Raw genomic sequence first — 17,790 nt, 5'->3', positions numbered from 1 at the left:
AGTCTCCCGCCCCGAGTACGCGGGACTCAGACGGCCTGGCGCAGGGCCTCGACGCGGTCGGTGGCCTCCCAACTGAAGCCGGGACGCCCGAAGTGGCCGTAGGAACTGGTGGCGCGGTAGATGGGACGCAGCAGGTCGAGATCGCGCACGATCGCGGCCGGGCGAAGGTCGAAGACCTCGTTGACGGCCTTCATGATGCGCTCCTCAGGAACGGCCGCCGTCCCGAATGTCTCCACGTAGACGCCCACAGGGTGAGCGGAGCCAATGGCGTAGGCCACCTGAATCTCACACCTTCTGGCCAGTCCGGCTGCGACGACGTTCTTGGCGACCCAGCGCATGGCATAGCTGGCGGAGCGGTCCACCTTCGAGGGATCCTTGCCGGAGAATGCGCCCCCGCCATGACGGGCCATTCCGCCGTAGGTGTCCACGATGATCTTGCGTCCCGTCAGGCCGGCGTCACCTGCCGGACCACCGATGACGAACTGTCCCGAAGGGTTGATGAGGACGTCGGTGTCGGCGGTGTCGAGCTCGGTACCGGCCTCTGCCTGGGCGGCCAGCACTGGCTCGATGACCTCTGTACGCAGAGCGTCGGTCAACCAGGCACGAGTGCGGTCCGCGTCGTGCTGGGTGGAGATGACCAGGTTGTCCAGGCTCACCGGGCGCTGGCCGTCGTAGCCGATCGTCACCTGCGTCTTGCCGTCGGGGCGCAGTCCCGGGACGATGCCCTGCTTGCGCACGAAGGCCAGACGCTCCGCCAGACGATGAGCCAGATGGATGGGCAGGGGCATGAGAGCCGCGGTGTCGTCGCAGGCGTAGCCGAACATGAGCCCCTGGTCTCCGGCACCCTGCAGGTCGAGAGGATCGATGTCCGTGTCGTCCCGACGGGCCTGAAGGGACTTGTCGACCCCCGCCGCGATGTCCGCGGACTGCTGCCCGATCGATACCGACACACCACAGGAGCGAGCGTCGAAGCAGACATCTGAGGAGGTGTAGCCGATGGCGGAGATCTCCTGGCGAACGATCTCAGGGATCTCAACGTAGGCCCTCTCCGTCGTGACTTCTCCGGCCACGTGCACCAGGCCGGTCGTCACCATGGTCTCCACCGCGACGCGCGCGGTGGGGTCCTGCTCGAGAATGGCGTCGAGAATCGCATCAGAGACACGGTCGCAGATCTTGTCCGGGTGACCTTCAGTGACCGACTCGGACGTGAACAGACGTAAGGAGGAACTCACGCACCCATCGTAGTCACCGCCGGAACTGATCCGTCGTGGCGTTACCCACGAAAATGCGGAAGCCGGCCCTCAGGCCCCATTCACCAGGTCAGCGGTCAGAGAGATGAGAAGGCGGGCGACGTCCATCTTGCTGCCCTGTCCACGCGCGACTTCAGTGCCGTGGGCATCCAGGACGACGACGGCGTTGGGGACGTCTCCGAAGCCGAGCTCCTCCCCCACCGCGTTGACCGCCAGAAGGTGCGCCCCTTTTCGGCGGGCCTTGGCCCTGCCGTGGAAGAGCACGTCACCGTTCTCGTCCCCGGTCTCGGCGGCGAATCCGACCACGATCTGTCCGGGCCGAGGCGGGTCGCTCACCAACCCGGCCAGGATGTCCGGGTTGGTGGTGAGCTCAATGGACATGGTCGGTTTGCTGAGGGGCTCCTCGCCGGCGGGCGCCTGCTTCTTGAGCTTGGTGGTGGCCACGGTGACGGGTCGGTAGTCGGCGACGGCGGCAGCCATGATGACGGCGTCAGCGTCGCGGGCGGCGTCGCGCACGACACGGAGCATGTCCGCGGCGGTACCGGCCGCAACAACGCTCACCTGCGCAGGCAGGGCTTTGAGCAGGTCGGAGGCCACGTGCGCCTGCACCAGGGTGACGCGGGCTCCCCGTTCGGCAGCGGCCGCTGCCAGTGCGCAGCCCTGGCGCCCTGACGAGCGGTTGCCGAGGTACCTCACCGGATCGATGGGCTCACGCGTCCCACCGGCCGAGATGACGACGTGCCGTCCTGCCAGGCGCTTGTCAGTCTGCCCCGAGACGTCCTGCTCCCCCGTGGCCCCGCCAGCGGGCGGAGTCAGGGCAGCCAGGGCCTGCGACACGATCTGCTCGGGTTCGGGCATCCGGCCCACTCCGGAGTCCTTGCCGGTCAGGCGCCCGCTGTCCGGCTCGATGACCGTCAGACCACGCTCACGCAGCACTGCCACGTTCTCCCGGGTGGCGGGGTTGACCCACATCTGGGTGTGCATGGCCGGCGCCAGGACGACGGGGGCCTGGCAGGTCAGTATCGTCGCGGTGAGCATGTCGTCGGCCCGTCCTGCCCGTACCCGTGCCAGCAGATCCGCCGAGGCCGGAGCGACCACGACGAGCTCGGCCCACTCGGCCACGGCCACGTGCTCGACGGCGGCCGGGTCATCGAAGACCCCGGTGGATACGGGCCTGCCACTGACCGCCGCCAGAGCCGGAGCACCGATGAACCTCAGCGCCGACTCGGTGGCCACCACCTTGACCTCGTGCCCGGCCTGACGCAGCAGTCGAACGACGAAAGGGGCCTTGTAGGCGGCGATCGACCCGGCGACGCCAACGACGACGCGCCGTGGCCGCTCGACGGCGGTCACGGCGCGTTCAGTCACAGCAGTGTGCGGCTCGTCCATGGCGAGCCGGGCTCAGAACTGGATGTCGTCGAGGCTGGTGGGAGTCTCGCCGCCCTCGAGGGACACCGGGGCATCCAGCGAGATGTCGCTGAACATGTCAGCCTCCGCGGCTCGACGGGCCTCCTCGGCCTCGGCGCGGCGGGCTCGGGCCACGTCCCCGGGGATGACCTCGAGCTTGTCCTCGGCGATCTCACGCAGAGCGATGCCCAGGGACTTCTCGCCGACCTCGGAGTCGACCAGCGGACCGAAGAACTCGAACTGGTTGTCCTCGAGCTGCTGGGTGTAGGTGTTGATCTGGCGGGCGCGCTTGGCGGCCTCCACCACGAGCCCGTACTTGGAGTCGACCTTCTCCAGAAGGTCGTCGATCGGCGGGTTGGTGATGCCCTCGGGCTGGGGAGAGGTTCCGAGCATGTGCATGCCTCCGGTTCAATCTCGATAGTTCAGAGCCACGTTATTCTAACTGCCCAATCCCATGAGTCTCTCCAGCTCCGCGGTGGCGCTCGCCACGGTGTCGTTGATGACGACGTGGTCGAACTCGCCGGCCGCGTCCAGCTCGGTGCGGGCCGTGGCCAGGCGCCGTTCCTGCTCATGGGCATCCTCAGTACCGCGACCGACGAGCCTGCGGACGAGCTCCTCCCAGCTCGGCGGCGCGAGGAAGACGAGGCGGGCCTCAGGCATCGCCCGACGCACCTGCCGGGCACCGTCCAGGTCGATCTCCAACAGTGCGGGGCATCCGGCATCGAGCCGGTCCTGGACCGGGCCCCGGGGGGTGCCGTAACGATGCGCTCCGTGGACCAGTGCCCACTCCAGCATCTGGCCACTGGCGACGAGCGAGTCGAAGTCCTCATCGCTGACGAAGTGATAGTGCACGCCGTCGACCTCACCGGGACGAGGCCGACGGGTGGTGGCCGAGACCGAGATGAACAGGTCTGGATGGCGTCTGCGCAGCTCGGTGACGACAGTGCCCTTACCCACCGCCGTGGGGCCGGCCAGAACGGTCAGGCGGGCGAGAGCGGGAACGGACGGGTCTGTGGCAGCAACGTCGGTCATGGCCACATCATGGCCTACCGGGACCCGTCGGCACGACCCAGCGTCAAAGCGGCCTTCCTAGCCGAAGCGCTCCACGAGTGCCGCCCGCTGGTTCGCTCCCAGCCCACGCACTCGCCGCGACTCGGCGATATGCACGTCAGCGAGGATGGCATCAGCTGTTGTGGTCCCCACGCGTGGCAGGGAGATGAGCAGTGCTCTGACCTTCATCTTGCCCAAGACATCATCCGTCTCTGAGGCGGTGAAGAACTCGGAGAGCTTGAGCTCCCCGCTCTTGAGCTCGGACTTGATACGGGCGCGATGCGATCGCGCCGCTGCAGCCTTCTCCAGTGCCTGAGCCCGTTGCTCGGGTGTCAACGTCGGAAGCGTCATGGTGTGTCTCCTCCCGGTCGAATACCAGTGACCCGCACCACGAGCATAAGTCGGGCCAGGTGTACTCGCATTCGCAGGGGCCTATATTCCACCACCGACTTCGTGTTTCCGCACACATCCTCAATCCGAGGCGGGCTGCAGCACCTCCAGACTCAGCGCAGGGCTGTTGCGGCCTCATAGGCGGATGCCGACGCTGCTTTTCGCAGCTCGTCGATGGAGGGTCCCGCCTTGAGAACCCCGCGTGAGGTGGAGGCCAGGACCTGACGGCGCGCCGTTCCGAAAACCGCCTCCAGCTCGGCCGGCCCAGCGCCTTGGGCGCCCACGCCCGGCGCCAGCAACGGACCATTGGCGCGCTGCAGGTCGATTCCCAGGTCGCTCACGGCCCCACCGACGGTGGCGCCGATGACCAGCCCGATGCTGCCGAGCCTGCCTTCGCCACTGGCCTGGGCGTTGGAGGCGGTCACGCCCTCCACGATGCCGGCGGCCACGGCCTGGTCCCCGTTGACGGCGTGCTGGACGCCGGCTCCTTCCGGATTGGAGGTCAGGGCCAGGACGAAGACGCCGCGTCCGTTGGTCTCGGCGAGGTTGAGTGCAGGTGTGAGGGAACCGTAGCCCAGGTAGGGCGAGACGGTGATGGCGTCGGCGGCTGTAGGAGCGTCGTCGGACAGGTAGGCCTGAGCGTAGCCGGCCATCGTGGAACCGATGTCCCCGCGCTTGACGTCGAGAACGGACAAGGTGCCGAGGTCGCGTAGGGCTGCCAGGGCCTCCTCGAGGACCGCGATGCCGGCGCTGCCATGACGCTCGAAGAAAGCGGACTGGGGCTTGACGGCGGCCACGTGTCCACCAACCGCATCGATGGTCCGCAGGGCGAAGTCCCGCAGGCCTGCGGCCGAGTCGGCCAGGCCCCAGGCCTCGAGCAGGTTCGGGTGGGGGTCGATGCCGACGCACAGGGGCCCGTGGTCGTCCATGGCGTCAGCCAGGCGGGCTCCGAAGGGGCGTCGACTGGTCTGGTGAGCGGCGGCGGAACTCATCTGGTCTCCTTGTCGTCAACGGGGGCCACGGGGTGGGACTCGGATACCGAGCCTCGCCGGGATCGGCGGGCGGCGATGTGCTCCTGGAGGCTGCGAACCCGGAAGGGACCGCGCAGCTGGGCCTCGAGGGCCTGGACCACTGCCTGGAGCTGTTGGACGGTGGTGATGATGGGACGGTCGGCACCGGTGGTGGCCGCGCGGATGGAGTAGCCGTCGGCGCGGGCCCCCTGGCCCTTGGGGGTGTTGACCACCATGTCGATGGCTCCGGACTCGATGAGCTCGGCGATCGTCTGCTCGCCGTGGTCGCCAACGCCCTGGCTGATCTTGCGCACCGCCAAGGCGTCGATCCCGTTGCGGCGCAGCACCTGTGCGGTCCCGGTCGTGGCCAGGACCGTGAAGCCGAGCTCCGCGAGCCGAGCCACCGGCAGGATGATGGCTCGCTTGTCCCGGTCGGCCACCGAGACGAACAGCGTTCCCTCTCCTGGTAGACCGCCGTAGGCACCGGCCTGGGACTTGGCGAAGGCCCGCGGGAAGTCGACGTCGTAGCCCATGACCTCGCCGGTGGAACGCATCTCCGGCCCCAGGATCGTGTCGACCACTCGGCCCTCGGTGGTACGGAACCGTTTGAAGGGCAGGACCGCCTCCTTGACGGCGATCGGGTCATCGGGATCGGTGACGGCGGCGTCGGCCTCGGGAAGGCGACCGGAGCGCCTGAGCGAGGCGATCGTCTCCCCCGTCATGATGAGGGCCGCCGCCTTGGCCAGTTGCACACCGGATGCCTTCGAGACGAAGGGGACTGTGCGCGAGGCCCTGGGGTTGGCCTCGATGACGTAGAGAACGTCGGAGACCAGGGCGAACTGGATGTTGAGTAACCCTTGCACGCCCACACCTTTGGCGATCGCCTCAGTGGAGCGCCGGATGCGAGCGATTTCCGTGTCGGACAGGGTCATGGGCGGCATGACGCAGGCGGAGTCACCGGAGTGGATGCCGGCCTCCTCGATATGCTCCATGACGCCACCGAGGAACAGCTCACTGCCGTCGTACAGGGCGTCAACATCGATCTCGATGGCGTCGTCGAGAAAACGGTCGATGAGTAGTGGCCCAGTACCGTAGACGCCGCCGGGCTCAAGACCGGCGCGCTGGAGATAGTCGTCGAGACCCTGGGCGTCGTAGACGATCTCCATACCGCGGCCGCCGAGCACGTAGCTGGGGCGCACCAGGACCGGATAGCCAATGCCCTGGGCGACTGAGCGCGCCTGCTCGTCGCTCAGAGCGGTGCCGTGCGCCGGTGCGGGCAGACCGGCACGCTGAAGAACGACCCCGAAGGCCTCACGGTCCTCGGCGGCGTCGATCGCCTCGGGACTCGTCCCCAGGATCGGCACCCCGGCCTCGGCCAGCCTGGCCGCCAAGGACAGCGGTGTCTGACCACCGAGCTGGACGATGACACCGGTCACGGGTCCGGCTGCCAGCTCGGCCTCGTAGATCTCGATGACGTCCTCGAAGGTCAGAGGCTCGAAGTAGAGCCGATCGGAGATGTCGTAGTCGGTGGAGACGGTCTCAGGGTTGCAGTTCACCATGACGGTCTCGTAGCGATCGGACAGCGCCATCGCGGCGTGAACACAGGAGTAGTCGAACTCAATGCCCTGGCCGATCCGGTTAGGACCCGAGCCCAGGATGATGACGGCCTCACGCTCGCGGGATGCCACCTCGGTCTCCAGGTCGTAGCTGGAGTAGAGGTAGGGGGTGCGTGAGGCGAACTCGGCGGCGCAGGTGTCAACGGTCTTGTAGACGGGCCGCAGGCCGAAGGCATGGCGGACCTCTCGCACCGTGTCCTCACTGATGCCGCGCAGGGAGGCGACCTGGACGTCGGAGAAGCCGTGGCGCTTGGCCAGGGCCAGGACGTCCGCGGTAAGCGCGGGTGCGCCCTTGACCTCTTGGGCCACCTCCTCAAGAAGCAGCATCTGGTCCAGGAACCAGGGGTCGATGCGGGTGGCCTCGTGGAGCTGAGCAATGGTGGCTCCACCGCGCACGGCCTGCTGGAGGTCGACCAGCCGGTGCTCGGTGGGCACGGCGATGGACTCCAGCAGCTCAGCGGTCTGCTGCTGGCTGGGCGCCGGTCCGTCCCAGTGGAAGACGGTTCCCTTCTTGTCCAGAGAGCGCAAGGCCTTCTGGAGGGCTTCCGTATAGGAGCGACCGATGGCCATGGCCTCGCCGACCGATTTCATGGTGGTGGTGAGCCGGGGGTCAGCGCCCCGGAACTTCTCGAAGGCGAAGCGCGGCACCTTGACGACCACGTAGTCCAGGGTCGGTTCGAAGGAGGCCGGGGTTGAGCCGGTGATGTCGTTGGGGATCTCGTCGAGCGTGTACCCCACGGCCAGGCGTGCGGCGATCTTGGCGATCGGGAAGCCGGTGGCCTTCGAGGCCAGGGCTGAGGACCTCGAGACGCGGGGGTTCATCTCGATGACGATGATCCTGCCGGTGGCCGGGTCGACGGCGAACTGGATGTTGCAGCCACCGGTATCGACCCCGACCTCCCGGATGACGGCGATGCCGATGTCCCGCAGCCTCTGGAGCTCGCGGTCGGTGAGGGTCAGGGCCGGGGCGACCGTGATGGAGTCGCCGGTGTGCACTCCCACGGGGTCGACGTTCTCGATGGAGCACACGACCACCACGTTGTCGGCGGTGTCGCGCATGAGCTCGAGCTCGTACTCCTTCCAGCCCAGGATCGACTCCTCCAGGAGGACCTCGGTGGTGCGGGAGGCCGCCAGACCCGCTCCGGCGATGCGATGCAGGTCCGAGTCATTGAAGGCGACACCGCTGCCCAGGCCGCCCATCGTGAAGGAGGGGCGCACGACGACCGGGTATCCGCCCAGGGCATCGACCCCGGCGCGGCATTCATCCATGGTGTGGGCGATGACGCTGCGGGCGACCTTGGCGCCACAACGCTCGACGACGTCCTTGAACTCGTCACGGTCCTCCCCGGCGTTGATGGCCGCGGCGGAGGCGCCGATGAGCTCGACGTCGTACTCATCGAGCACGCCCCGCTCGACCAGGCTCATGGCGGCGTTGAGGGCGGTCTGCCCGCCCAGGGTGGGCAGGAGGGCGTCGGGCCGTTCCTTGGCGATGATGGTGGTCAGCACCTCGGGGGTGATCGGCTCGATATAGGTGGCGTCGGCGACGTCGGGGTCGGTCATGATCGTGGCCGGGTTGGAGTTGACCAGGATGACGCGGATTCCCTCAGCACGCAGGACGCGGCAGGCCTGGGTGCCGGAGTAGTCGAACTCGCAGGCCTGTCCGATGACGATGGGGCCCGATCCGATGACCAGGACGGAGCTGATATCAGGGCGAACAGGCATGTCAGTTCGTGTCCTCGCGGTCCTGGCCCCGGCGGTGCTCCCGCATGAGGCGGATGAATCGGTCGAAGAGGTGCTCGGCGTCATGGGGTCCAGCAGCGGCCTCGGGGTGGTACTGGACGGAGAAGGCCGGCAGGTCCAGCGCCCGTAGCCCTTCGACCACACCGTCATTGAGTCCCAGGTGGGAGACCTCCACCCGACCGTAGCGACCGTTGTCGAAGGGGGCTACAGAGGGCTCATCGATGGGGGCGTCGACGGCGAAGCCGTGGTTGTGGGCCGTGATCTCCACCTTGCCGGTGGCACGGTCCAGAACGGGCTGGTTGACGCCGCGGTGCCCGTAGGTGAGCTTGTAGGTGCCGTAGCCCAGGGCACGTCCCAGCAGCTGGTTGCCCAAGCAGATGCCGAAGAAGGGGATGCGCGCGTCGAGGACGCCTCGCAGGAGCTCGATCTCGGCGTCCGCTGTCCCCGGGTCTCCGGGGCCGTTGGAGAACAGGACGCCATCGGGCCTGAGGGCAAGGATCTCGGAGAGGGTGGCGGACTGGGGCAGGACGTGAACGCGTACGCCGCGCTCAGCGAACTGCCACGGGGTGCGGGACTTGATGCCCAGGTCGATGGCGACCAGCACCGCGACCGGCTCCTGTCCCTCGGCCGGTCCGGTGGGCTCGACGACGTAGCCGGAGGGAGTGGTCACCTCGGCGGCCAGGGCGCGGCCGCTCATGGGCGGCTCACTGCGCACGGCCTCCAGGCAGATGTCGATGCAGGCCTGGCTGGGACCACCGGGGTCAGTGCCTCCGGCAGGCAGGGCGTCCCCGGAGAAGATGCCGCCACGCATCGCACCCGCCTCGCGCAGATGCCGGGTCAGGGCCCGGGTGTCGACCTCGCAGAGGCCAACGATGCCGGCGTCACGCAGATCGTCCTCCAGCTCCCGACGGGAGCGCCAGCTGGAGGCCCTCCGGGCCGGTTCGCGTACGACGTAGCCGGCCACCCAGATACGGTCCGACTCGGCATCCTCGTCGTTGACCCCGGTGTTACCGATGTGTGGCGCGGTCTGTACGACGATCTGGCGGTGGTAGGAGGGATCGGTCAGTGTTTCCTGGTACCCGGTCATCCCGGTGGAGAAGACGATCTCTCCAATGGTGCGCCCTTGGGCCCCGTAGCTGCGGCCCCGCAGGGCCCAGCCGTCCTCCAGCACGAGGAGGGCGGCTGGGCGGTGGCTCAGCTCAGGCATGAGCCGAGCCGGTGGGAGCCTCAACGGGAGCGCCGTCGAGCACGGTGGGGCGGCCGTGGAGGAAGGTGGCCATGACCTGTCCCGGCAGCTCCATCCCGGCGTAGGGGGTGTTGGTGGAGCTGGTCCACTGGGCGGAGGCGTCGACGGTGCGGCGCACTTCGGGGTCGACCACAGTGATGTTGGCCGGGGCGCCGACCTCGAGCTCGCAGCCCTGGTCGCTCAGGCGGCCGATGCGGGCCGGGGTCGAGGACATGGCCCGGGCGATGTCGCGCCAGGTCATGCGGCCGGTGGCGACCATCGTCTCGATCAGGACACTCAGTGCGGTCTCCAGGCCGGTCATACCGAAGGCTCCGGCCTGCCACTCGCAGTCCTTGTCCTCCACGGGGTGCGGGGCGTGGTCGGTGCCGACGACGTCGATGGTGCCATCGGCCAGGGCCTCGCGAACCGCCTCGACGTCCTCGGCCGTGCGCAGCGGGGGGTTGACCTTGTACAGCGGGGAGTAAGTGCGGGCCATCTCATCGGTCAGCAGGAGGTGGTGCGGTGTGACCTCAGCGGTGACATTGATGCCGCGGGACTTGGCCCAGCGGATGATCCCGACGCTGCCGGCGGTGGACAGGTGGCACACGTGCAGACGCGAGCCGACGTGCTCGGCCAGCAGGACGTCGCGGGCGATGATCGACTCCTCGGCCACCGCCGGCCAGCCACGCAGTCCCAGCTCGGCGGAGACGACGCCCTCGTGCATCTGGGAGCCCTCGGTGAGGCGGGGGTCCTGAGCATGCTGGGCGATGACGCCGTCGAAGGACTTGACGTACTCCAGGGCCCGGCGCATGAGGACGGGGTCGGAGACGCACTTGCCGTCGTCGGAGAAGACCCGCACCCGGGCGGCGGAGGTCGCCATGGCACCCATGTCGGACAGGTGCTCACCGGCCAGCCCCGCCGAGACGGCGCCCACCGGGTGGACGTCCACCCAGCCGGCTTCACGGCCCAGCCGCAGCACCTGCTCCACGACACCGGCGTTGTCCTGGACGGGCGTGGTGTTGGCCATCGCGAAAACGGCGGTGTAGCCGCCGACGGCTGCGGCGCGGGTACCGGAGTAGATGGTCTCGGCGGACTCCCCTCCGGGCTCGCGCAGGTGAGTGTGGATGTCGACGAGCCCGGGCAGGGCGATGAGCCCGTCCAGGTCATGGCGCTGGACGTCGGCCGGGGCCTTCGTCGCAGCGTCAGGGCCGATGGCGGTGATGGTGCCATCGGTGATGAGAATGTCAGTGGGGTCCTCGCCGTAGGGGCGGACACCGGTCAGGAGGTGGGAGGTCACAGCTGGTTCCCTTCGTCAGCGAGGAGGAGGTAGAGGGCGGCCATACGGACGGAGACTCCGTTGCCGACCTGCTCGATGATGCGCGAGCGGGGGTCGTCGGCGGCCTCGGCGGTGATCTCGAGGCCACGGTTCATGGGGCCGGGGTGCATGACGATCGCGTGCTCCGGCATGGCCCGGCGACGGGCGGAGGTGAGGCCGTAGACGCTGGAGTACTCGCCAGGGCTCGGGAAGAAGCCCCCTCCTGCGGCACTCATGCGCTCGCGCTGGACGCGCAGCATCATGACGGCGTCGGGCTGAATCTCCTCGATCGCCTCATCGAGGTTGTAGGAGACCTCGCAGGGCCAGTCGTCCATGCCGACGGGCAGTAGCGTGGGCGGCGCTACGAGTGTGACCTTCGCGCCGAGCGCCGTCATGAGGTCCACGTTGGAGCGGGCCACCCGGGAGTGCAGGACGTCTCCGACGATGATGAGGCGGGCGCCCTCCAGGTCCCGCCCCTGCGGGGCGGGGCTGCCGTCCGCTGTGGCCGGCGCTCCGGGGACGTACCAGCGCCGCAGCGTCATGGCGTCCAGAAGGGCCTGGGTGGGGTGCTGGTGGGTGCCGTCGCCTGCGTTGAGGACCGGCACGTTGATCCAGCCGGCGTGGGCCAGCAGGTGCGCGGCGCCGCAGGCGGAGTGGCGCACGACGACGGCGTCCGCCCCCATGGCCATGATCGTCTGGGCGGTGTCCTTGAGGGACTCGCCCTTGGACACTGAGGAGCCCTTGGCCGAGAAGTTGATGACGTCGGCGCTCAGGCGCTTGGCGGCGGCCTCGAAGGAGAGCCTGGTGCGGGTGGAGTCCTCGAAGAAGAGGTTCACCACGGTCTTGCCGCGCAGCGTCGGGAGCTTCTTGACCGCATGACGCTGGGTGGCGGCCATCGCCTCGGCGGTGTCCAGGACCATGACCGCCTCGTCGTGGGTCAGGTCCTTGGCGGAGAGCAGGTGCTTCATCGGGTGGCCTCCTGGTTGCTGCGCTCGCTCGAACGCTCAGTGGGGACGTCTGCGGGGACGATGGTGACGGCGTCGGTGGAGGCGCCGAGCTCGGTCAGGGAGACCACGACCTTCTCGGTGCGGGAGGTCGGCAGGTTCTTACCCACATAGTCGGCTCGGATGGGCAGCTCCCGGTGTCCGCGGTCCACGAGCGTGGCCAGCTGCACGGCCCGGGGGCGGCCCACCGCGCCCAGGGCGTCGAGGGCGGCCCGGATGGTGCGCCCGGAGTAGAGGACGTCGTCGACGAGGATGACGACCTTGCCGTCAATGCCCCCCTGGGGGATCTCCGTGGGACGGGGAACACGGATGGGGTGACGTCCCAGGTCATCGCGGTACATGGTGATGTCCAGGGTGCCGACCGGGACCTTGGCGGCGGCCTGTGCCTGCTCGGCCTGCTCGGCCTGCTTGGACCACTGCGTTCCTTCGCTCGAAGCGACGGCGAGCGCCTCAACGAGTCTGTGCGCGAGTGGTGCTCCCCCACTGGGGATCCCGAGGACGACGATGTCCTGCGTCCCGTGGTTGCGCTCCAGAATCTCGTGCGCGATACGGAACAGGGAACGGGCTATATCGGGAGGTCCGAGGATCTCCTTGCCCTGGATCGGTGCGCCAGAGGCGCCTGACAAACTTTCGGCCATTTCAGGCCTCCTTCCCCGCCTCTCTGGACGGACTTAAAGGATGTTGGTCGCCATCGAGTGTACGTCACCTCCGGCAGGATGTGCTCGCCCACACAGCACGACCTTCGGAGACGAAGGTCACGCCAACGGCTGCGGAACGGCTCAGCACCTGACGACGATCGCAACAGGACGTGTTTCGCATCTACAAACTATCCGTAACAATGTTTAGTCTTAGCCCAATGCTCAGGCGTCGTCAGACGCTGACTGCGAGATCGTCACAACATGTCGAGAGCTTGAGAAGTGAGTGCCGGATCCATCTGAGCCCGATTGAGAGCTGAACGATGTCGCAGGGCAGGCAAGGTCCGGTGTTGCTGCTGCGTCAGCGACTTCTTCTCAAGCAAGGAATGCCCTCATGACACTCCCTACTCGACGTTCGATCATCACCGGCCTCAGCGCCGGGGCAGGACTGGCCGCCGCCGGTCTCGCCTCCCCCTCTCAGGCAGCGGCTGCGGAGTCCTCCTACGACTTCAGCAGCGTCATCTTCACTGAGCAGTTCTCTGACGGAACGGACTTCTCCCCGTCACGGTGGCGGGACAACCGCTCAGAGCCCGAGTCCTGCGCCAGCTACGACTGGGGGGTGTTCACCCATGACACCCACAGCGTCAGCAACGGTGTCGGTCACGTCCTGTGGCGCAAGCGCGCCACCCCTCTCAAGGGCTTCCAGAACCGCTTCGACAAGGAGCCGACCCTGCGCTACGTCGACCAGGCCTTTGTCACCACGCAGGGGCTGTTCTCCTTCGTCTACGGCTCCTTGGAGACCAGGGCGCGTTTCCCCCAGTCGGCTGAGGGCCTCTTCGCGGGCATCTGGCTGCGGCCGGACGACGACGACAATGGTGGCGAGATCGATGTTGTGGAGACCTATGGCGGCGGCAGCGCCACCGGCATCGCCGAGTCAACTGTGCACTACGGCCAGGCGGGGGGTACAGGAAGCAACCTGGGGGTCTCGCCGCGGCCCAATCTCACCCAGTGGCACACCTACGGGATGGAGAAGACCCCCGAGAGCATTCTCTTCCTCTTTGACGGTCAGCCCTACCACGAGGTCTTGCGTTCAGCATCGCAGAAGGAGTTTGATGCCTGCTTCGGTGACGACGCCGCATACCACATCTGCCTGACCACGCACAGCGGAAGCATCCACCGGGGGCGACTCAAGCATGAGGGCTTCACGCAGGCCCAGGTGGATATTGACTACATCGTCGTACGGGCGATGGATGAGTAGCTGATGCGGCGCCCCTCAGCCCGCGCTCCGGCCTGGTACACCAGGACGCGTCGGTGCGAGCTGAGGGGCTGCGCCGGCGGCCGAGTTATCACCGGCACTGGGACCGGATCATGCCGACTGCGTCCCCGGGGCCTGAGGAACTCTGATCGCAGGGTCAAGCGCCTTGCTCTTGCGGAGAAGAAACACGAACCCCACTATGATAAAAACCTCCACCAGGTCACAGACGACAAGCTGCGATTGCAAGAAGTCGGCGTTCGTATTCACAGCAGCGGAGCCAAACAAGGCCGACGAGAACCAAGTGAGATAAATGATGAGGATGGGAAGTCCCGCCACGATACTCCCGGTAAGCAAGGCCGACGCTAGCATCTTGGCCTCGATCCATCCGTCGGGCTGGACCCGAGGCGTGCGGGAATGCGCCCGAATACAGGCGATGAGAGCAAGGGTGAACGTAGCAATCCACCCGGGGCCAACGACGAACGGGGCGGCGATCAGCATGACAAGCGACAGCAACGCGGGCCCCAGGTTCTCTTCCCCCGTGACGTTGATACCGACGAACAAGTAAGTGGTGATGATCATCTGGATGATCATGGTGATGAGCCCAATGATGCTGCTGGCGACGGAGACCTTGCGGGTCGCGGAGCGCTTGCGCTGAACCTCCATCAAGACCGGGTCGATCGAGCCGAAGCCGGCAGCAGACGTCTGCCCCACCGGAGGGTTGTAGCGGCCGTAAGGAACAGCCGTGGGAGCGTTCCGTGGGTGGCCGGCGCCCTGGATATGGGGGTCGTTGTTGGGATTCTGGGGAGGTAGGTGGCTCATGGGGTACTCCGGCATTGGCAAAGGGGATGGCCGCAGCCTAGGTCAACCGCGTCGGATGGGCACAGCTCGCGGCATAGGGAGTCCACCCCATGTGCCGCGAGCCCCTCAGTCCATGCCTCAGCGCTCAGCATTCGAGCTCCCTGCACCTAAGACGCTCTCACCGTTGGGTCCAGTGCCTTGCTCTTACGGAGCAGAACGATGAATCCCACTGCGATCAGAACCTGCACCAGGTAGCTGACGACGAGCACTGCGTAGAGGACGTAGGTGTCGGTGCCCCGGTGGATCTGCCAGAACCAAGTAAGAAAAATAACGAGAGTGGGAAGTCCCGCCACGATACTCGCCGCCAGCAGAGCCGACGTTGGCATCTTGGCCTCGATCCATCCGTCGGGCTGGACCTGAGGCGTCCGGGAGTTCGCCCGAATACAGGCGATAAGACCGAGGATGAACGTCACGATCCACCCGAGGCCAACGACGAACGGGGCGGCGATCGCCATGAGAAGGGCGAGGAACACAAATTCCAGGGGCGGCAAGATGTAAGCGACGAATACGGAGCTGGTGGCGATCACCTGAATACTCATGGTGATGAGCCCGATGATGCTGCCGGCGACCGAGACCGTGCGGGTCGCGGAGCGCTTGCGCTGAACCTCCATCAAGACCGGGTCATTCCAGCCGAAGCCAGCAGCAGGCATCTGCCCCACCGGAGGGTTGTAGCGGCCGTAAGGAACAGGCGTAGGGGTGTTCCGTGGGTGGCCGGCGCCCTGGATATGGGGGTCGCGGTTGGGATTCTGGGGAGGTAGGTGGCTCATGGGGTACTCCGGCATTGGCAAAGGGGATGGCCGCAGCCTAGGTCATCCGCGTCGGATAGGTGCAGCTCAGGGCATAGGGAGCCCACCCCATGCCGCGAGCCTCCTCGCACCCTGTACCAGCGCCCAGCATCCCGCAGTGATCGGCGTCGACAAGCATCTCAATGACACGTCGGCTCCCGAGAGTTCGCATCGCTGCTGCGAACAGATCATGCGGGCTGCCCTCCCGGGACCTGAGATGTTCCGACCGCCGGGTCCAGTGCCTTGCTCATACGGAGAAGAAACACGAACCCCACGACGATCAGGACCTGGGTCAGGCCGCAGAACATGAGTAATGGCTCCAGGAAGCCATCGATGAAATCATCGGTGTCGTCGCGTGAGAGTGCCTCGTACAGGACCACGTACATGATGAGGGTGGGCAGTCCCGTCACGATGCTGGTGACCAGCAGCGCCAGCGTTGGTGTCTTGGCCTGGATCCATCCGTCCGGCTGAACCTGCGGCATGCGGGAACGGGCCTGAATACAGGCGACCAGAGCCAGGATGAAGGTGGTGACCCATCCAAGGCCAACGGCCATCGGAGCGAGGACCACGATGAGAAGGGACATGAACAGCAAGAACTCGCCCTGCTGGCCCGCGTACCCGATGGCGAGGAACATGGTGACGATGATGGCCATCTGGATCACCATGGTGATGAGCCCGATGATGCCGCTGGTGAGCGAGACCTTGCGGGTTGCGGAGCGCTTGCGCTCGCACATGAGGACCGGGTCGTTCCAGACGATTCCAGGAACCGGGTTCAGTCCCATTGGAGGGTAGGGACTGTAAGGAACAGGCGTGGGTCCGTTCCACGGATAGCCTCCGGGTGCTGCTGGAGACGGCGGGAGGCCTCCGAAGGGATGGGGCCCGGTGGGGTAGGGCATTCCCGATCCCGCCCAGGGGTAGCCGGCCACGTGGGGGCCGGACAGTACTGCTATAGGGTTGTCGACGCCGCTTGGCCCTTCCAGCGGTGCGCCGGTGCCCTTGATGTAGGGGTAGTCGTTGGGATCCTGGGGAGGTAGCTGACTCACGGAGTACTCCAGCATCGGCGGAGGGGGCGGTCTCAGCCTAGGCCACCGCTGCTGGACGGACGCAACTCACGGCATAGGGAGTCATCCCCATGCCGTGAGCCCCTGCGCGCCGTGATTCAGCGCAACGTGTCCGCGAGGTCTCCGATACGCCCCAGAAGTCCACCGAGGTACCTGGGTGACTCGTCGGTGGAGAGCATCCGGCTCAGCGTCATGGCCTCATCCACGGCGACGGGCGCATCCACCTCGTCGTTGTAGACGATCTCCCAGGTGGCGACTCGAGCAATGGCGCGGTCGACGGCCGGCATCCGCCCCAGGGTCCACCCCTGGGCGTAGGTCTGGATCGTCTCGTCGACGTCGCCCAGGTGATCGCACAGACCGTCGAGGATCTCCCGCGTGTAGGCAGGAGCCTCGGTGTGGTTGGCCGAGCTGACGGCGCGCAGCTGCGCGAAGGAACGCAGCTCCTCGGAACCCTCGGAGCTCAGCATCCCGCGCTGATCGGCCTCGAAGAGGATCTCGATGGCACGCCGGCGCGCCTTGGTGCGGGCGGTGACCGGGTGGCGCGATGCGGGGCTCGAGTGGATCGAGACCTCCTCGGGATGCTCGGTCATCAGTCGTTGACGCGGGAGATGTAGGAGCCGGAGCGGGTGTCCACCTTGACCTTGTCACCGGTGTTGAGGAACAGCGGGACCTGGATCTCAGCACCGGTCTCGACCGTGGCGGGCTTGGTACCGGCGCTGGAGCGGTCGCCCTGCAGGCCCGGCTCGGTGTGGGAGATCGTCAGGACCACGGAGGCCGGCAGCTCGACGAACAGCACCGAGTCCTCGTGGAAGGCCACGATGACCTCCTGGTTCTCCAGCATGAAGGTGGCGGCCTCGCCGACGGTGGCTGAGGGGACGTAGGTCTGCTCGTAGGACTTGACGTCCATGAAGACGTAGTCGTCGCCGTCCTTGTAGAGGTACTGCATGTCACGCCGGTCGACAGTGGCGGTCTCGACCTTGAGGCCGGCGTTGAAGGTCTTGTCAACGGTCTTGCCGGACAGGACGTTCTTGATCTTGGTACGCACGAAGGCGGGGCCCTTGCCGGGCTTGACGTGCTGGAACTCCACTACCTGCCACAGCTGGCCCTCAAGGTTGAGCACCATGCCGTTCTTCAGGTCGTTCGTCGTGGCCACGAGGGTTTCCTCACTGTTGCATTGCATCTGGGACGC

The 17,790-nt window shown here is 66.9% G+C and carries 17 protein-coding genes; 1 reads left to right on the top strand and 16 read right to left on the bottom strand.

Annotation, left to right across the window (positions count from 1 at the left end; translation table 11 throughout):
* Positions 1–26: 26 nt before the first annotated feature.
* The 11 genes from metK to pyrR form a co-directional block, all read right to left on the bottom strand.
* The gene (gene metK / locus AB7V09_RS02560; RefSeq protein WP_004564862.1) at positions 27–1,232 is read right to left on the bottom strand and encodes a methionine adenosyltransferase; all 1,206 of its coding nucleotides are present in this window, start codon (positions 1,230–1,232) and stop codon (positions 27–29) included.
* A gap of 69 nt (positions 1,233–1,301) precedes the next feature.
* A complete protein-coding gene (coaBC, locus tag AB7V09_RS02555) occupies positions 1,302–2,639 on the bottom strand; it encodes a bifunctional phosphopantothenoylcysteine decarboxylase/phosphopantothenate--cysteine ligase CoaBC (protein WP_314919724.1) in 1,338 nt (445 codons plus the stop codon).
* A 12-nt stretch (positions 2,640–2,651) separates the two neighbouring features.
* Positions 2,652–3,050 (bottom strand): DNA-directed RNA polymerase subunit omega, encoded by a 399-nt coding sequence (rpoZ, locus tag AB7V09_RS02550; protein WP_009405492.1) that lies wholly within the window; start codon positions 3,048–3,050, stop codon positions 2,652–2,654.
* Between the two features lie 45 nt (positions 3,051–3,095).
* Complete coding sequence (gene gmk, locus AB7V09_RS02545) at positions 3,096–3,689, bottom strand: guanylate kinase (RefSeq protein ID WP_070510768.1); 594 nt, start codon at positions 3,687–3,689, stop codon at positions 3,096–3,098.
* 57 nt (positions 3,690–3,746) lie between these two features.
* Positions 3,747–4,058 (bottom strand): integration host factor, actinobacterial type, encoded by a 312-nt coding sequence (mihF, locus tag AB7V09_RS02540; RefSeq protein WP_009406210.1) that lies wholly within the window; start codon positions 4,056–4,058, stop codon positions 3,747–3,749.
* Between the two features lie 152 nt (positions 4,059–4,210).
* Positions 4,211–5,089 (bottom strand): orotidine-5'-phosphate decarboxylase, encoded by an 879-nt coding sequence (gene pyrF / locus AB7V09_RS02535; protein WP_419142833.1) that lies wholly within the window; start codon positions 5,087–5,089, stop codon positions 4,211–4,213.
* Complete coding sequence (gene carB / locus AB7V09_RS02530; protein ID WP_419142832.1) at positions 5,086–8,445, bottom strand: carbamoyl-phosphate synthase large subunit; 3,360 nt, start codon at positions 8,443–8,445, stop codon at positions 5,086–5,088. The genes pyrF and carB overlap by 4 nt, the downstream gene beginning before the upstream one ends.
* Before the next feature lies 1 nt (position 8,446).
* Positions 8,447–9,670, bottom strand: coding sequence for a glutamine-hydrolyzing carbamoyl-phosphate synthase small subunit (carA, locus tag AB7V09_RS02525; RefSeq protein WP_419142831.1), 1,224 nt, complete (start codon positions 9,668–9,670; stop codon positions 8,447–8,449).
* On the bottom strand, positions 9,663–10,985 hold the full coding sequence (locus tag AB7V09_RS02520; protein ID WP_419142830.1) for a dihydroorotase: 1,323 nt from the start codon (positions 10,983–10,985) through the stop codon (positions 9,663–9,665). Before AB7V09_RS02520 ends, carA begins: the two co-directional genes overlap by 8 nt.
* Positions 10,982–11,971, bottom strand: coding sequence for an aspartate carbamoyltransferase catalytic subunit (locus tag AB7V09_RS02515; RefSeq protein WP_419142829.1), 990 nt, complete (start codon positions 11,969–11,971; stop codon positions 10,982–10,984). Before AB7V09_RS02515 ends, AB7V09_RS02520 begins: the two co-directional genes overlap by 4 nt.
* Complete coding sequence (pyrR, locus tag AB7V09_RS02510) at positions 11,968–12,645, bottom strand: bifunctional pyr operon transcriptional regulator/uracil phosphoribosyltransferase PyrR (protein WP_075413819.1); 678 nt, start codon at positions 12,643–12,645, stop codon at positions 11,968–11,970. Before pyrR ends, AB7V09_RS02515 begins: the two co-directional genes overlap by 4 nt.
* Positions 12,646–13,036: 391 nt before the next feature.
* On the opposite strand from pyrR, the gene AB7V09_RS02505 reads away from it, so the two are divergent.
* On the top strand, positions 13,037–13,900 hold the full coding sequence (locus AB7V09_RS02505) for a glycoside hydrolase family 16 protein (RefSeq protein ID WP_075413818.1): 864 nt from the start codon (positions 13,037–13,039) through the stop codon (positions 13,898–13,900).
* A 108-nt stretch (positions 13,901–14,008) separates the two neighbouring features.
* On the opposite strand, the gene AB7V09_RS02500 is transcribed toward AB7V09_RS02505, so the two are convergent.
* The 5 genes from AB7V09_RS02500 to efp all read right to left on the bottom strand — a co-directional run bounded on the left by AB7V09_RS02500 (position 14,009) and on the right by efp (position 17,754).
* Positions 14,009–14,716: a hypothetical protein gene (locus tag AB7V09_RS02500; protein WP_256699439.1), complete on the bottom strand. Its 708-nt coding sequence runs from the start codon at positions 14,714–14,716 to the stop codon at positions 14,009–14,011.
* Between the two features lie 146 nt (positions 14,717–14,862).
* A complete protein-coding gene (locus AB7V09_RS02495) occupies positions 14,863–15,522 on the bottom strand; it encodes a hypothetical protein (protein ID WP_419142828.1) in 660 nt (219 codons plus the stop codon).
* A gap of 206 nt (positions 15,523–15,728) precedes the next feature.
* Entirely contained in the window at positions 15,729–16,583 is an 855-nt protein-coding gene (locus AB7V09_RS02490) for a hypothetical protein (RefSeq protein ID WP_256699437.1), read from the bottom strand.
* Positions 16,584–16,699: 116 nt separating this feature from the next.
* Positions 16,700–17,191, bottom strand: coding sequence for a transcription antitermination factor NusB (gene nusB / locus AB7V09_RS02485; protein WP_419142827.1), 492 nt, complete (start codon positions 17,189–17,191; stop codon positions 16,700–16,702).
* A complete protein-coding gene (efp, locus tag AB7V09_RS02480; RefSeq protein ID WP_009405746.1) occupies positions 17,191–17,754 on the bottom strand; it encodes an elongation factor P in 564 nt (187 codons plus the stop codon). The genes nusB and efp overlap by 1 nt, the downstream gene beginning before the upstream one ends.
* Positions 17,755–17,790 lie beyond the last annotated feature (36 nt).

This window comes from Actinomyces sp. SKVG-SVH-4(1), assembly GCF_048514265.1.
GTDB lineage: Bacteria > Actinomycetota > Actinomycetes > Actinomycetales > Actinomycetaceae > Actinomyces > Actinomyces oris.
This window is presented reverse-complemented; position numbering and strand designations above follow the sequence as displayed.

What these genes read in the sequence shown, in the direction of transcription:
- coaBC (WP_314919724.1), bottom strand. Translation starts at nt 2,639, where the DNA reads ATGGACGAGCCGCACACTGCTGTGACTGAACGCGCCGTGACCGCCGTC.
- rpoZ (WP_009405492.1), bottom strand. Translation starts at nt 3,050, where the DNA reads ATGCTCGGAACCTCTCCCCAGCCCGAGGGCATCACCAACCCGCCGATC.
- gmk (WP_070510768.1), bottom strand. Translation starts at nt 3,689, where the DNA reads ATGACCGACGTTGCTGCCACAGACCCGTCCGTTCCCGCTCTCGCCCGC.
- mihF (WP_009406210.1), bottom strand. Translation starts at nt 4,058, where the DNA reads ATGACGCTTCCGACGTTGACACCCGAGCAACGGGCTCAGGCACTGGAG.
- pyrF (WP_419142833.1), bottom strand. Translation starts at nt 5,089, where the DNA reads ATGAGTTCCGCCGCCGCTCACCAGACCAGTCGACGCCCCTTCGGAGCC.
- carB (WP_419142832.1), bottom strand. Translation starts at nt 8,445, where the DNA reads ATGCCTGTTCGCCCTGATATCAGCTCCGTCCTGGTCATCGGATCGGGC.
- carA (WP_419142831.1), bottom strand. Translation starts at nt 9,670, where the DNA reads ATGCCTGAGCTGAGCCACCGCCCAGCCGCCCTCCTCGTGCTGGAGGAC.
- AB7V09_RS02515 (WP_419142829.1), bottom strand. Translation starts at nt 11,971, where the DNA reads ATGAAGCACCTGCTCTCCGCCAAGGACCTGACCCACGACGAGGCGGTC.
- pyrR (WP_075413819.1), bottom strand. Translation starts at nt 12,645, where the DNA reads ATGGCCGAAAGTTTGTCAGGCGCCTCTGGCGCACCGATCCAGGGCAAG.
- AB7V09_RS02505 (WP_075413818.1), top strand. Translation starts at nt 13,037, where the DNA reads ATGACACTCCCTACTCGACGTTCGATCATCACCGGCCTCAGCGCCGGG.
- AB7V09_RS02500 (WP_256699439.1), bottom strand. Translation starts at nt 14,716, where the DNA reads ATGAGCCACCTACCTCCCCAGAATCCCAACAACGACCCCCATATCCAG.
- AB7V09_RS02495 (WP_419142828.1), bottom strand. Translation starts at nt 15,522, where the DNA reads ATGAGCCACCTACCTCCCCAGAATCCCAACCGCGACCCCCATATCCAG.
- nusB (WP_419142827.1), bottom strand. Translation starts at nt 17,191, where the DNA reads ATGACCGAGCATCCCGAGGAGGTCTCGATCCACTCGAGCCCCGCATCG.